Source organism: Exiguobacterium sp. N5, from assembly GCF_025842465.1.
In the GTDB taxonomy this organism is placed as follows: domain Bacteria; phylum Bacillota; class Bacilli; order Exiguobacteriales; family Exiguobacteriaceae; genus Exiguobacterium; species Exiguobacterium profundum.
In genome coordinates this window covers 804,395-819,229 of the sequence record NZ_JAPAEP010000001.1, presented here as the reverse complement: position 1 = coordinate 819,229, position 14,835 = coordinate 804,395, and the positions used below count along the sequence as shown (strand labels likewise).

Genomic DNA, 14,835 nt, shown 5'->3' with positions numbered 1-14,835 from the left:
TTGAAATGATTGCAAACTGACACTTTTTCATAAAAACGACTCTAAAGCCCATTATACCAACGGATGAAGGCTAAAATTTTCAAATAAAAAGTTTAAATATTCTGAATATTTGAAATGCTGAGGACTTTCCTGTGTAACATGAATGTAATATTTATGGGAAAATTTTCAGAAAACATATTTTTAATCATAAGAAAAAGAGCATCTTTGAATGCTCTTTACTTCTTTATTTGAATGCTTTTTCTTCAACGAGTCGCATCGTCGGGAATGTTTGTCCAGACTTCGCCTGCATCGTAACCAAGATATAAGTTTCGCTATTATGTTTCATGATGAATACCATGGTATATCCGGATTCGTCCGTATAACCCGTCTTCGTGGCGGTCACAAACTTGGAGTAGTTGACACTTCGTTCATTAACCGATGAACCGAGGTGATACCACCAACGACGTTTGCCGTTACCGTCTTTATCTTTAAATTCGGCTTTAAATTCATAAGTCCCGGCAATTTCAATCAACTCCGGGTATGTACTGAATGCGAAGGCGATTTTAGCCATGTCGTTCGCCGTCGTATAATGATTCGGATCCGAGTAGCCATGCGCATTTACGAAATGCGTTCCAGTCAATCCTAAAACCTTTGCTCGATCATTCATCAATTGAACGAAGGCCTCGGTCGACCCGCTCGTGTATTCCGCAAGGCTGTTCGCAGCATCGTTTCCGGATTCAAGTAGCGTGGCGTAAAGTGCTTGACGAACTGTCAATGTATCCCCGATGGCAAGATGCGCGATATGGCTGTCCCATGGAATATCGAGTGTCGACTGTTGAATCGTAATGATTGGTTGGTCGAGTTCATTCGCTGCAGATGCCTTCTCATAAGCAAGCAGTGCCGTCATCAATTTGGTCGTACTGGCTGGAAACACACGATCATTGGCGTTTTTATCGATTAATATCTCTTGTTTGGTCACATTGACGAAAGTTAGTGCACCAACAGAGATTTCCTCATCCGAAATCATCTTCGTCTCACTCGGACTCCATGAACCCATGTCGATATCCGGGAAAAGCGGACCTATCTTCATCGGTTCAGCTTTTGGTGTGGACGCTTCTGCTAATGTCGGTGCTTCTTTATCTTGTTTAAATCCGACCAACGTCGGGATCAGTGCGATGATTCCGAGTAAAACGACCGCGGCAATCATTCTTCGCATGATGTACGTTCTTCTTCGGTGTCTCCTTCTACGGGTCAACAAAAGTCCCTCCTTTTTTGGTTACTCTATAAACATAATAGAAAACGCTCTTTTTTTTCGCTAATAAAATAAAGAACTAGGTCAATGATTGATCGGCGATGAAAGAACTGTGTTTCGGGTATAAGGGTAAAGATGTCACTTTTAGAGAGGAGGATGCATCATGCATCGTTATCCGTTCACGAACTCCATTTGGCGTCAACATGATACTGGGACGTCGTACCCATCCCTTTCCGTTTCGGAATCGACCGAAGTCGTCGTCATCGGGGCAGGGATTGCGGGACTCGTCTGCGCCTATGAACTCCAAAAGCGAGGGAAACAAGTGACGCTTCTAGAAGCGTTAGAGATTGGACATGGGACGACGGGACATACGACGGGAAAATGTTCCGTTCAACATGGGACGATTTATCATAAGCTGATTCGTCATTTTGATGAGTCCATCGCACGTTTATATTACGAGTTCAACTCAGAAGCGCTCGCCTATTTGAAAAATCAAATTGAAGAAGGGTTTGACTGCGATTACGCGAATGAACAATCGTTTCTTTACTCTAGGGAACCGAACGAAGAACTTACGAAAGAACTGGATGCGTATCGTCGTTTGAAGATTGACGGAGGAGAAGCGACGGAAGAAGTGAGAAAGGCTCTCCCGTTCTCGATCGAGCAGGCGTTGGTGATCCATGACCAGACTCAATTCCATCCCGTGAAATACTTACGTGAATTAGCGGAACGTTTTGTTCGTCTCGGAGGAAAGATTTATGAAAATTCTAGAGCGACGGAAGTGAGTCAAGGACCACGTCCAGTAGTCACTACATCTAACGGTAGAAGGGTACAGGGAAATCAAGTCGTGATTGCGACCCACTATCCATTCAATGACCTGCGCGGGTTGTACGTGTCGAAGTTTTCTGTTGAACGATCGTATATCGTTGCATGTGAAGTGGAGAGTCGACCACTCAGAGGGATGTATTTAGAGGTTGGACAGAGCAAACGCTCGTTTCGGTCCTATAGTGAAAACGGAAAAAGCTATTTACTAGTTGGAGGTGAAGGGCATACGGCGGGGCAAGTCACTGACACGCATAGCCGATATGATCGATTGGAGAATGACGCACAGGCACATTTTGGAACGCATCGGGCATCTCATAGGTGGTCGTCCCAAGATCTTATCACCTTAGATGGACTTCCTTACGTAGGGCAAATGTTCAAGAGAGAACCAGATCTCTTTGTGGCGACTGGATTTTCGAAATGGGGGATGACGAACGGAATCGCTGCCGGTACCTTGCTCGCGGATCAACTCACAGGTCGTCCGAACCGATTCGTCAATCTGGTCTCACCGCTCCGTCAAACGGTTAAATCTAGTGATATCAGTGCATTTCTTAAAACGAACTTAGATACTGCCGCTCAATTCACGAAAGGGACAGTAAATCGGATGCTTGAACGAAAAGATGTACAAGACCTGCAGCTAGATGAGGGAGGGGTCGTACAAATTGATGGGAAGACCAAGGGCGTTTATCGAGATTTGGATAACCAGTGCCATGTCGTCAACCTGACCTGTACGCACCTCGGTTGTACAGTGAAATGGAACAATGCCGAGCGGTCATGGGATTGTCCATGCCACGGCTCTCGTTTCGATGCAAAAGGGGCTGTATTAGAGGGTCCTGCCACAAAACCACTTTCCTACAGTAAGCGAGAAGATTTGTAAACTGGTGTAGGCAAAGGTTGACATCTATAATAAAGTAGAAAGGGAACAGAATAACACATAGGGGTGAAAGACAGATGGAAGTTACAAAAGAATGGCGTGAACATTTTAAGCAACTGCGTGCCTTCGACGAGGCGATCTCGCTCTTGTATTGGGACATGCGAACACAAATGCCGGAACAGTCGGCACCGCTTCGGGCAGAAACGATCGGTTATTTATCGACTGAGGCATTCAAACGACAGACGAGTGAGTCGTTCGCTTCATTACTAGAACGGATGGCAGATGAAAAGGATTTATCTGACGTCGAGGCGCGGTCACTTGAAATCGCGAAGACGCAATACGAACGGAATGCCAAGATTCCACACAATGAATATCAAGCTTATGTAACACTCGTATCGGAAGCCGAGACGGCGTGGGAAAAGGCGAAAGAACAGGATGACTGGGACATGTTCGCTCCATACCTTAAACAGATTATCGAATTCCAGAAAAAATTTGCGGAATATTTCGGCTATGAGAAACATCCGTACGACGCATTGCTCTATGATTTCGAACCGGGCATGACGGTCGAACTTTTAGACGAATTATTCGCCTCGCTCCGAGACGAACTTGTTCCTCTCATCCAGCAGCTCCCAAAAGAATCGCTCTCTATGGACTGGTCGATGCCGGCGGATGTCCAAGAAACCATTTGTCATGACTGGATGAATGTCGTCGCTTACGATTTATCACGTGGACGATTGGATGCGACGGTACATCCGTTCGAAATCACCATCAACCGCCGCGACGTTCGGATTACGACGAAGTATGATGAAGCAGATTTCAGAAATGCGCTGTTCGGTACGATGCATGAAGCGGGGCACGCGACGTATGAACAACAAATCGACCCGATGCTCGATGAACTCGGACTAGGCGGCGGTGCATCGATGGGGATTCATGAGTCCCAGTCGCTCTTCTTTGAGAACTTCATCGGACGAAGCGAAGCGTTCTTGCGTCGCGTCTATCCGAAACTACAATCGCTTCATCCGGTATGCGATGCAATCGACTTCGACACTTTCTATCGAGGTGTGAATGAAGCGAAACCATCTCTGATTCGGATCGAGGCTGACGAGTTGACATACAGTCTACACATCATCATCCGCTATGAGCTCGAGAAGGCACTCATCCAAGGGACGTTGTCCGTCGATGAGCTTCCTGCGGCATGGAATGAAAAGTATAAAGAGTATCTCGGACTCGATGTCCCGTCGAATGCCAAAGGAGTCCTCCAAGACGTCCATTGGGCAGGCGGTTCGTTTGGATACTTCCCGAGCTATGCCCTCGGATTGATTTATGCGGCCCAATTGACAGAAACGTTGAAATCAGATCTTCCGGAATTTGAGACATTGATTGCAGAAGGTGAAATTGAACCGGTCAAAGCGTGGCTACAGGAGAACGTTCATCAATATGGAAAACGTCTCACCCCGAACGAACTCATTCAACAAGTGACGGGTCAAGCGATTTCGGTCCAACCGCTCGTTCGATATTTGACGAAGAAATATCAAACAGTTGCCAAATGAAACGATTTGCACATCGTGGCGTGATGGCACATCGTCCGGAGAATACGATGTCGGCATTCAGGCTCGCACTCGAAACCGGAGCAGATGGGATTGAAACGGATGTCCATATGACAAAGGACGGCGTCCTCGTCCTCATCCATGACGAGACGCTCGAACGGACGACCGACGGAAGAGGGCAAGTTTCACTCTATACCTATAATGAGCTCAAACAGTTCAATGCCGGGGTACGTCATAGTCTAGAAGAACACATCCCTACGCTCGAGGAGCTGTTCGAACTGGTGAAAGAGGAATCGGTCATTTTGAACTTAGAGGTGAAGACGGATGTCCATCGATATGAAGGAATCGAATCTCGCATCATCGAATCTATTGAATCCGCTGGAATTGATGCGACCCGCATTCTCTTTTCCTCATTCAATCATGAAACCATTCACCGATTGAAACAGATGAGACCAGATATCGAAGCGGCCATTCTGCTTGCACAGCCGCTTTATGACATTTTCGGATATCTTCGATTCGTCGGAGCGGATTCGGTCCACCCGCACATCGATCGAATCACAGACGACGAAGTACGCTCGTTGCAAGGTCGAGGGATTCCGATCAGACCGTATACGATTAAAACACAACATCAACTTGAGCGTTGTATGGCGCTTCAAGTCGATGCCATCTTTGTCAATGATATCGAATGGGCAAACAAAACCACTTAGTCGCCGACTGAGTGGTTTTGTATTTGGGTGGAAGGGAACTACATTTTATGTAAAGGTAGCGCTTTCGTCCGTTAGCATATCGGAGCACATTCAGTGCATAGTGTCCCCTTTACGTCATTGTCGGATTGTCTTAAGTTTAAGATGTCACCGAGCTACATAGCAATCAGATGTAGCACACCATGTAGCACTGCATCACATTTGTTGTATGCAAGTCGTGGGTTACCAAAGATCAAAAGGAGGAAATTTCACATGAAGAAGTTGATGTCTTTACTGGGTACTCTAGCACTGGCTTTCGCTTTCGTCTTACCGGTTAGCGCGGATGGACATGAAAATGCGATGGTCCGTGTGCTACATGCTTCACCTGATGCTCCGGCAGTTGACGTGTACGTGGATGGGGAAGTCGCGGTCGAGGGAGCAGAATTCAAGGATCTCACAGACTACTTGACACTTCCAGCAGGGGATTACAACGTTGAAATCAAGCCGGCAGGTGACGCTGAAACAGTCGTCGTCGCAGCAGACCTCTCAATCGAGGCAGGCAAGTTCTATACAGCCGCTGCGATCGGTCAACTTGAAAACATCGAAATCGCTGCAATGGAAGACGATGCAAACTTTGAAGATGGTAAATCGAAAGTTCGTGTCGCTCACTTCGCACCAGATGCACCAGCGGTTGATGTCGCACCTAAAGGTGGCGACCCACTCTTCTCAAACCTCGAGTTCAAAGCAGTAAGTGATTACGGCACACTCGATGCTGGAACGTATGACCTTGAAGTACGCCCGGCTGGAGCGACTGACGTCGTCAAAGCACTTGACGGTGTCGCACTCGAAGGTGGCAAAAACTATACAGCATTCGCAATCGGACTCCTTGAAGGAGAACCAGCGTTTGAAGTCCTTCTCGCTGCTGATGGTGGGGAAATGGCGATGGCTCCCGAAACAGGACAAGGTGGTCTTGCTCAAACAGCTTCAATGAACTGGTTGCTCGCAGCAGCAGTGGTTGGAGCGGCAGCAGCTGGATTCTACGTCTTTCGTCGTCAGAAGCAAGACGCTTAAACTGATTTTCTTAGGAACAATCACATTTCTCGTATGGAGCGCTCAAGCGGAAGCTCCTGACAAACCGTTCGTGATGCCAACGGCTGAATTTGCCGAACCGCAGGTCTTGACCTCGAAGCAGGTAGATCGACAAACGTTTCATTCGAACAGTTTCGTCCCTGCCCGGCTGATCATTCCCTCAATCGATGTTGATACATCGATTGAAGCGGTCGGGAAGGATGAGGCCGGAAGAATGGACACACCGTCTGACGTGAATCAAGTCGGTTGGTATCAATACGGAGCCAAAGCAGGCGCAACGGGGAATGTCGTCCTATCGGGTCATTTAGATGATCTGAATGGTCCAGCTATCTTTGCGAATCTGGATCAACTTCCGATCGGAGAACTGGTGACGCTCCAACGGAAAGACCAAGTCGCAACGTATGAAGTGGTCAGTGTGAAACAGTATCGCCTCGACCAAGTGCCGCTCGCTTCCATTTTCGCGGCGACTCAGTCAAAGCGGATTCAATTGATCACTTGTGCAGGACCGTATCACGAGAATCTTGGGTATCGGGACCGGATCGTGGTCACGGCACACCTGATTGAAACGTAAAGATGAAGAGATGCTGACCGATGGGTCGCATCTCTTTTTTTCGCAAAAAATAGCCCTTCACCTTTACGGTGAAGGGCTATAGTCGGATTAAGCATCCATACGATCTAATAATTTTGAAAGTAAAATGAGTTCGTCATCTGAAAAATCAGTGAAGACATCCATCAAATATTCAATCTTCATGCTCTCTAATGTCTCAAACAACTCACGACCTTCATCCGTTGCCTGAAGTTCAACGACACGGCGGTCACGCTCGCTGCGTTCGCGAGAAATCAACCCTTTTTTCGTCAACTCATCGGCAAGCGCAGTGATCATAGAAGCTGAAAATTGAAACTCATTTGACAGAGCAGAGGCGATTTGAGGACTCTGTTGACAAAGAGAACGTAGAATGAAGAATTCATTGCGGGTTAAATACTGTGAGAACATCGAACGGAGATTTTTTTTCACTCCACGATAGTTCATCCGGATTCCACGTTCAGCGTCTGCGACGAGCTGTCGACGTGAAGCGGTCTGTACGGGTGTTGTCATCCTCGAAACTACCTCCTAGCGATAATATTATTCATATATACTTCAGAACATAGAAACATTCTACATTAAAAACATGTTGTCTGTAAAGTTATAGGGGCTCGTCTTTTGCTCGAATTTGCTGAATGATGTCTTCATAATGTTTCAAGTCAGGATAGAACCGTCTAAAGAAAAATTCAATCTGCGGATCGTCGCCTTCCGCTAACAGTTTAGCGAGAACGGCATAGACGACACCCATGCCTTGTCTTGGTAACAGAGAAGATGGCAACAAGGTTGCGCATTGGACGGCTTGAGTATAGTAAGTCGAAAGTGTGTCATTCAAATCTTTGAACGTACGGATATCGGCGTAATGGAACATTCTCGTCAACTCGACGATGGCAGAGAGATCCGTCTCGAGTAGCCATTCGCTCTGGAAGATCGCGTTGTCTAGTTTCTCGACCGTTTGATCATTCGCAATATAATAGTTGAGATTATCTCGGGTAATGGCCACTTTTTCAGGAGAGTCAAGAATCTGTTCGACTGTTTCTTGTTCGAATGTTCGCAACTGTTTTCGAATGTTCACGAACTCGGAGTCGGCAATCTCCAATAGACCAGCGACCCGGCTGAAACTTCTTTTGATTTCAGGAGGAACGGCATTCGGATTTTTGTAACCGAGGTCGTGTTCAATCTCGGCCCAGGCGTGTTGTAGGATCGAGCGGACTTGAATTTCCGCCTCTTTTTCTGCAAAACGGCGATATTCACCGAGAGCAAGTCGCTTTTCACTTAATTCCACGACATAATGGACAGACAGATATCCGAACTCATTGGAGTCGAGCAACGTCGACTTATCGATGGACTGTTCACGGTCGATGGTGAATTCATCTTCTAAAATTTGCGCAACGGCGCGTACGTCGTCATGAAAGTATGTCACGATCCGTATCCCGGCCAAGTCTTGTACGTCACGTAAGGAACGATATTGATAAGGCTTGCGTGAGAGTTTGGCATATAGACTGTCCGCTTCTTTGGCACGGGCGACGATTGAATGGAACTGGATGCCGGCTTCTGTCAACAATTCACTGAGGAGCGCTTTCAGCTTTGTGGCAAACGCTTCATAATCTTCTTTCTCGTTCAAATATTCAAGCATGATTGTATTCAAGTCTTGTTTTGGCACAGAACTCACTCCTTTTCTCTATCCATAGTATAGCATCACACGTCAGAAACGATATGATAGCATGTATAGGGAATGAAATAGAAAGAGGTGGGATGGATGCATACATTCCGTTCAGGTGAGAGAGAGAAAGTCGAAATTATCGCTGGATTATTACAACAAGCCGGATATCGCATATCTCGTATCCACACTGTCGATTCCCAGTTCGTAGTGACCGCTCGATTAGAGGGTAGGACTCAAAGGGAAGGGGAGTGCGATCGAATCGAGGGAATCGTGCAACATTTCGACATCGAAGAATGGATCACGAACGAAGAAATGGATTGATTGTATGTTTATCACCTCATTTTTCGGGAATAACAAAAACAGTGAATTATATGACTGTGAACGTTTAGGAGGATGGGGCATGTTAGAGACAAGAGTAGTGAATGATATGACGACGGTGGACCATGAAGTAAATGAGATGGTGTCAGGCGGATGTGTGAACGAGCACATCTACTTGTTCGCCAAAGATGAGGAATTGACCGTTCGATTGGCAGCAGAGGCTGGTGTACAACCATACCGAATCCCAGAGAAAGGGATGTTCGAGTCGTTGCTTTCGAAATTCACGAGCAACTCAGAAGATCGCATGGAACAGATGGAGAGTCTTGGACTCACAAAAGAGATGGTAGATTCACTCGAACGTGAAATCAAAGACGGTAAAATCGTACTTGTTTGCGATAAATAAAAAATGGACCGGAAAAATCGGTCCATTTTTTATTTTGCTTTGTAATAGGCATTCACGATGCGACGTAACGATTTTTGATCGAGACGGAGCGGAGCGAATCCAGCATCCTGTAGCAATTGTTTCGTGTTGTCGTCACGGAACGTGATATTCCGGTTCAAATACGGATTGAATACTTTCACCATATCGTTGAACGACTGTTCGACTGAGCTGAGTGTCGATGTCGGTGTCTCCGTGATTGTTAAATGCGGGAATGCTAACGACTCTTTCATATAGTCGAGCATCGTTTCATTTTTTGGTGGTGCGTCGTTTGTCACGTTATAGATTGTACCCGCCTTCGCATGCTCGATGGCAGCGAGGAGTACATCCGCGACATAATCGACAGGGACAAGGTTTGATGTACCTGTCGCTGAGCCAATCAATCGAATCGACTCGACGTCATGCCCACGTCGTTCCAATTTCCGTTTGAACAGTTCGAGAGCACGCATATATCCGTACATCGTAAATTTTGAGTCAGCCTCTCCTGTTTTCGAGTCTCCGACGATGATGGCCGGTCGGAAGATTGACACATCAAGCTCATCCCGTGACTCCCAGACCGCCTGCTCGGCGTGTGCCTTGCTTTCTTCATACGGATTCAAAAAAGATTGCGACACGTCGTACAGTGTTTCCCCGCCAACTTCTTTAGCGCCAAGTGTGTAGGCCGTACTCACGTGGAAAAAGCGACGGCAGTCAATCAGCTTGGTCAAGCGAAGGGCCTCTTTCGTCCCGGTCAAATTGGTCTCGAACAATTCATCGCGCAATTCTTCATCGAATTTGACGAGTGCAGCCATGTGTAGAAATAAATCAATCTTCCCTCTATATGTCTCGATGAACGCTTCATTAGCACCGAGCGCATGTGACGTCAAGTCGCCTGGTAACACATCAATCGACTTTTGTTCTTCAGCGGTGAATTGTGCTTGTACCTTCTCCGGTGTTCGCGCCAACATGCAGACGCGATGCCCCCGCTGAATCAATTCTTTGGCGAGTCGCCCTCCTAAAAATCCGGTTCCACCAGTCATAAAAATATGCAATCGCGTTCTCCCTCTCTGTGACATTCTTTACCCATCATATCAACTCTTGTCGCATGTAGCCACTTTGCCTTTGCTGAAATTCCATGTTTAGAAAAAATCGAACTCGGTTATGAACTATAGAGAAGCGTACGAACGGTGCGTAAAGACAGCTTGCCTGTCAAATCTATTGAAGTGAGGTTTTAACGAATCATGGCAAATCTATTCGGAACAGACAAGGATGACGCAAAAAAGAAGCAACAAGATATTGAGAAAACGGTACAAGAGAAAAACATCACCCAAATCCATCTCTATTTCTCAGATGTTCTCGGTGATTTAAAACTCTTGACGCTTTCGGCAAAATTGTTGCCTGAAGTCTTTGAGGGAAAAACGATGTTTGACGGTTCTTCAATCAACGGGTTCTCTTCCATCAAAAACTCAGACTTATTCTTGAGACCGGATTTAGATCGTCCACGGTATGAGCAAGACGGCGAGGAAAATATTTTGGCATTCTTCTGTGACGTATGCACTCCGGAGGGAGAGCGATATGAATACGACCCACGTAATGTATTGAAGGATGCACTTGAACGTGCAGCACGTGATGGCTACTCGGTATTCGTCGGGGCAGAGCCGGAATTCTTCATCTTTGACGAGAACGGAGAATTTTATGACGAGGCCGGATATTTCTCGACACGTTCAGAGGATAAAGGATATGAAGTGCGACAACACATCGCGAACCGTTTGAGTGGTGTCGGGTTCAACATTGAGGCTGTTCACCATGAAGTCGCTCCTGCGCAACATGAGATTGGCATCAAGTACGATGACGCACTCCATACAGCGGATAACATTCAGTTCTTTAAAGAAATCGTCAAGATTGCGGCGAAGGAGAAAGGGACATCCGTCTCATTCTTGCCAAAACCGTTGCGTGATGTGAACGGTTCTGGAATGCACTTGAACATCTCTGTCTGGAAGAATGATGAGTCTGGAAATCCGACGACCAACGCGTTCGACGAAGTCGATGCGGATTACGGATTGTCGAAAACGGCGCGTCATTTCATCGAGGGAATCTTGAAGCATGCCCGTGCCACAGCAATCTTCACGAATCCACTACCGGAATCATACGAGCGTCTCGTTCCTGGATTCGAGGCACCTGTCAATATATGCTGGAGCCCATCGAACCGCAGTTCGATGATTCGAATCCCCGCTTCCCGTGGAAGTGCGACTCGTGTAGAGGTCCGAAATCCTGACCCGAGTGCGAACCCATATTTGGCACTTGCCGCGCTCATTTATGCGGGACTTGAAGGAATCGAGCAACAGCTCGTTCCGTCTTCTCCGAACGAGGATGACTTGTTCGAGTATTCTGCGAAGCAAATCGAGAGCCAAGGAATCGCATCACTGCCTGCGACATTCCATGAATCGATTCAGTCACTGAAACAAGACAACTTCCATGACTACTTTAACCACAATATGATCGATCGCTACTTGTCACTCATTCAAGTGCGAAAATAAAAATGACGCCAGCCGATTGAATCGGCTGGCGTTTTTGATGATTAATGGATCCCACGCATATACACTTTGATTTTCGGTGCAAGTGCGAACAGAATCAAGCTTAAGATGATGGCGACGCCACCGATCACGCCGAAATAGAGCATCTCATTCTCAGGCGTGTAGAACTTGACCAGCTGTGCGTTGATCCCTTGCGCAGCAGCGTTCGATAAGAACCAGAGCGACATCGTTTGAGCCGAGAAGGCAGCTGGTGCGAGTTTTGTCGTGGCCGACAAACCGACCGGTGACAAACTGAGTTCTCCCAACACGACGATGAAATAGCTCAAGACGAGCCATAATGGGCTGACGAGGGCATCCGGACCACTGAAGTAAGCAGGGAGTAGGATGACTAAGAAACTGATTCCGGCAAACAAGATCCCGAAAGCAAACTTCGTCGGAATGCTCGGTTCGCGGTCACCAAGTCGGACCCATAACCAAGCGAAGATCGGTGCCAGTAAGATGATGAACAGTGGGTTCAGTGATTGGAACCATGCTGGTGACAACGTGAATCCAAAGAACTCTAAGTCAGTCCGTGTATCAGCATAGCTCGCCAAAATCGTTGCACCCTGCTCTTGGATCGCCCAGAACATGACGGAGGCGATGAAGAGCGGAATGTAGGCGATGATTCGCGAGCGCTCGACCTCTGTCGTTTTCGGACTGCGATACATGATGATGAAGTAAATCGTCGGGATCGCAATACCGAACACCCCGACGAGTGAGATGAACGTATTGATCGTGAACCATCCGAGTGGAATCAAAATTGCAAGCAAAATGGCAATTCCAATGGTGACAATGCTGACGATTTTTATCGTTTTCTTTTTCTCATCAGGCGTCAACGGATTCGGTACATACGAACCAGCTAAGCCGAGGTTCGTTTTTCGTGTCAATACGAAGACGACGAGTCCAACGAACATCCCGATTGCCGCGAGCGCAAAGCCCCAGTGGAATCCATAGTCTTTTTGCACTTGACCGACGATGAGTGGTGAAATGAAAGCACCCAAGTTGATTCCCATGTAGAAGATACTGAATCCAGCGTCACGACGGCGATCCGTCTCGCTGTACATGTCTCCGACGATACTTGATACGTTTGGTTTCAATAATCCGGTACCAATGACGATTAGCGCCATGGAGATAAACAGGAAGACGACGCTACCTGGAATCGAGAGGACGATGTGTCCGAGCATGATGAACACACCACCGTAGAAGACCGCGCGAGACGTCCCGAAAATCCGGTCTGCAAGCCATCCCCCAATGACCCCAGACATATAAACAAGCGCGCCATAGACGGACATGATTGAGAGTGCGACGTTTCGGTCTAGACCGAGTCCTCCCTCAGAGACTTCATAGTACATATAGAATACGAGGATGGCCCGCATGCCATAGTACGAGAAACGTTCCCAAAACTCAGTGAAGAATAAAGTGAACAACCCTTTCGGTTGTCCGAAGAAGCCTTTTTGTGGAACACTATCCACGATTGTCTGTTTATCGATCCTTTCCATGAAAGATCCCTCCTTAACCGTTTTATCATAAAAAGGATTATTATGATTGTAAAGTGAATTGAATGATAATTTCAAATTTTAATAAAGATGAAAAGAATGAAAAGACCACACTTCCGAAATCAGAGAGTGTGGTCAATGAGCGGTTAAGCCGTCTTTTGCTTTGCTTCCGTCGCTTGGACATGACGTCCGAGCTGCCAATAGATGATGCCTGATAAACAACTCGCTCCACCGATGAGGATCAAAGCGATGTGTCCGGCACGATTGTCAAAAAAGACACTTGCGATGATTGGTGCCGTGACACCGCCGATCAGCCATTGGATACTCGCTGCACCGTTATAGGCACCACGCATATTCTCCGGTGCGATCAAGGCGATGAATGTCTGCTGAACAGGGGACATGATCATCTCACCTAACGTATAAAACGCATATACGGCGAGTAAGATCCCGACGAGTGGCACGTAAGGGGTATCGAGTGCGAACAAGGCTCTAGGCACAATCGCAAGCAAGATCATACCGATACCAAATACGGTCGCTCCTGCTAACATGACCTTACCGAACGGCTTGTTCCCGAGTTTTGAAGCAATCGGGAACTGGAAAAGAACTACCATGATTCCATTCAGTGCTAACAGATACGGGAATGGGTTCTGTTGTGCGGTATACGTCGGGAGCGATTCTTTTAAAAAGAGTGGTAGCATGCTCTCGACGACGGAGAATCCCATTGATATGAATATACCCGCAAAGATGAAGACGAGAAACACGCGATCGTTATAAAAGACGCGCAACACTTCCCGGTTGCTTGGAGTCTCATCTTCCGTAAACTCGGGCAACGACTCATGTATGAACGTGCCGAGCGCAATCGCATATAGTCCAAAGACGAATGCCGCCGCAAAGAAGATGAGTTCGCGATCGATGAACAGCACCGCGCTACCGAGAAGGGGACCGAATGCAGCGCCGATGTTATGTCCCATCCGTAAAAGTCCGAACGCTTCGTTCATATGCTCTGGCTCCGTGACATCGGCGACCATCGCGCTTGCGGCAGGGTGGAAGAGCGAGTTCGTCAATCCGAGCATGGCGTTCAATAAAAGGAGCGGCCAGAACGAGTCGGCGAACGCAAAACCGATGAGGGCGAGTGCGTCCCCGATGATGGCGATCATCATGATTGGTTTTCGACCATACAGGTCTGCTAGCCGTCCTCCGATCATCGAACCAAGGAGCGCCATGATCGGGCCAGTCGCCATGATGATTCCGACTTGAAGGTAGCTGTCTAACTGGTCACTATAATAGAGAACAAGGAATGGGGCAATCATGAACATCATAATTCCCGTAATCGTCTCCCCTAAGAAACGAATCCAAATGTTGCGGTCGAGCCGCTTAAGTGATTGAAACATACAGGTCACCTGCTTTATTTATTTTTTAGACACAAAAGGGACGTCATATGCATGAAGGCATACGACGTCCCACGTTGTTTATGCATGCCTCGATAGGCAGGCGACTTAGATATGAATCAATCGAAGAGGTGCCTGCCAATCAGTATGAACTTG

Annotated in this window: 14 protein-coding genes; 8 read left to right on the top strand and 6 right to left on the bottom strand. The window is 47.2% G+C overall.

Going from position 1 to position 14,835, the window contains the following annotated elements:
* Window positions 1–223: 223 nt before the first annotated feature.
* Window positions 224–1,195 (bottom strand): D-alanyl-D-alanine carboxypeptidase family protein, encoded by a 972-nt coding sequence (locus OKS35_RS04220; protein WP_264092555.1) that lies wholly within the window; start codon window positions 1,193–1,195, stop codon window positions 224–226.
* A gap of 199 nt (window positions 1,196–1,394) precedes the next feature.
* Between OKS35_RS04220 and OKS35_RS04215 the strand changes: the two genes are divergently transcribed.
* The 5 genes from OKS35_RS04215 (at window position 1,395) to OKS35_RS04195 (ending at window position 6,814) form a co-directional block, all read left to right on the top strand.
* Window positions 1,395–2,927 carry an FAD-dependent oxidoreductase gene (locus OKS35_RS04215; RefSeq protein ID WP_264092554.1) on the top strand — a complete coding sequence of 511 codons (1,533 nt, stop codon included), beginning with the start codon at window positions 1,395–1,397 and terminating at the stop codon, window positions 2,925–2,927.
* A gap of 74 nt (window positions 2,928–3,001) precedes the next feature.
* On the top strand, window positions 3,002–4,474 hold the full coding sequence (locus OKS35_RS04210) for a carboxypeptidase M32 (RefSeq protein WP_264092553.1): 1,473 nt from the start codon (window positions 3,002–3,004) through the stop codon (window positions 4,472–4,474).
* A complete protein-coding gene (locus OKS35_RS04205) occupies window positions 4,471–5,178 on the top strand; it encodes a glycerophosphodiester phosphodiesterase (protein ID WP_264092552.1) in 708 nt (235 codons plus the stop codon). Before OKS35_RS04210 ends, OKS35_RS04205 begins: the two co-directional genes overlap by 4 nt.
* Window positions 5,179–5,427: 249 nt before the next feature.
* Window positions 5,428–6,225, top strand: coding sequence for a DUF4397 domain-containing protein (locus OKS35_RS04200; RefSeq protein WP_012726359.1), 798 nt, complete (start codon window positions 5,428–5,430; stop codon window positions 6,223–6,225).
* On the top strand, window positions 6,170–6,814 hold the full coding sequence (locus tag OKS35_RS04195) for a class F sortase (RefSeq protein ID WP_264092551.1): 645 nt from the start codon (window positions 6,170–6,172) through the stop codon (window positions 6,812–6,814). The genes OKS35_RS04200 and OKS35_RS04195 overlap by 56 nt, the downstream gene beginning before the upstream one ends.
* Window positions 6,815–6,901: 87 nt before the next feature.
* Here the strand turns inward: OKS35_RS04195 and OKS35_RS04190 are convergent, their stop codons facing one another.
* On the bottom strand, window positions 6,902–7,339 hold the full coding sequence (locus tag OKS35_RS04190; protein WP_012726357.1) for a MarR family winged helix-turn-helix transcriptional regulator: 438 nt from the start codon (window positions 7,337–7,339) through the stop codon (window positions 6,902–6,904).
* A gap of 88 nt (window positions 7,340–7,427) precedes the next feature.
* Complete coding sequence (locus OKS35_RS04185; protein ID WP_240499823.1) at window positions 7,428–8,486, bottom strand: GTP pyrophosphokinase family protein; 1,059 nt, start codon at window positions 8,484–8,486, stop codon at window positions 7,428–7,430.
* A 96-nt stretch (window positions 8,487–8,582) separates the two neighbouring features.
* Between OKS35_RS04185 and OKS35_RS04180 the strand changes: the two genes are divergently transcribed.
* Window positions 8,583–8,807 carry a hypothetical protein gene (locus OKS35_RS04180; protein ID WP_264092550.1) on the top strand — a complete coding sequence of 75 codons (225 nt, stop codon included), beginning with the start codon at window positions 8,583–8,585 and terminating at the stop codon, window positions 8,805–8,807.
* A gap of 79 nt (window positions 8,808–8,886) precedes the next feature.
* Window positions 8,887–9,207 (top strand): general stress protein, encoded by a 321-nt coding sequence (locus OKS35_RS04175; RefSeq protein ID WP_078146948.1) that lies wholly within the window; start codon window positions 8,887–8,889, stop codon window positions 9,205–9,207.
* A 29-nt stretch (window positions 9,208–9,236) separates the two neighbouring features.
* On the opposite strand, the gene OKS35_RS04170 is transcribed toward OKS35_RS04175, so the two are convergent.
* The gene (locus OKS35_RS04170; protein ID WP_214684221.1) at window positions 9,237–10,274 is read right to left on the bottom strand and encodes an SDR family oxidoreductase; all 1,038 of its coding nucleotides are present in this window, start codon (window positions 10,272–10,274) and stop codon (window positions 9,237–9,239) included.
* Between the two features lie 189 nt (window positions 10,275–10,463).
* On the opposite strand from OKS35_RS04170, the gene OKS35_RS04165 reads away from it, so the two are divergent.
* On the top strand, window positions 10,464–11,759 hold the full coding sequence (locus tag OKS35_RS04165; RefSeq protein ID WP_264092549.1) for a glutamine synthetase family protein: 1,296 nt from the start codon (window positions 10,464–10,466) through the stop codon (window positions 11,757–11,759).
* 41 nt (window positions 11,760–11,800) lie between these two features.
* Here the strand turns inward: OKS35_RS04165 and OKS35_RS04160 are convergent, their stop codons facing one another.
* Window positions 11,801–13,294, bottom strand: a complete 1,494-nt coding sequence (locus tag OKS35_RS04160; protein WP_159562339.1) for a peptide MFS transporter — start codon at window positions 13,292–13,294, stop codon at window positions 11,801–11,803.
* Between the two features lie 143 nt (window positions 13,295–13,437).
* On the bottom strand, window positions 13,438–14,682 hold the full coding sequence (locus OKS35_RS04155) for an MDR family MFS transporter (RefSeq protein ID WP_031423648.1): 1,245 nt from the start codon (window positions 14,680–14,682) through the stop codon (window positions 13,438–13,440).
* Window positions 14,683–14,835: the final 153 nt, after the last annotated feature.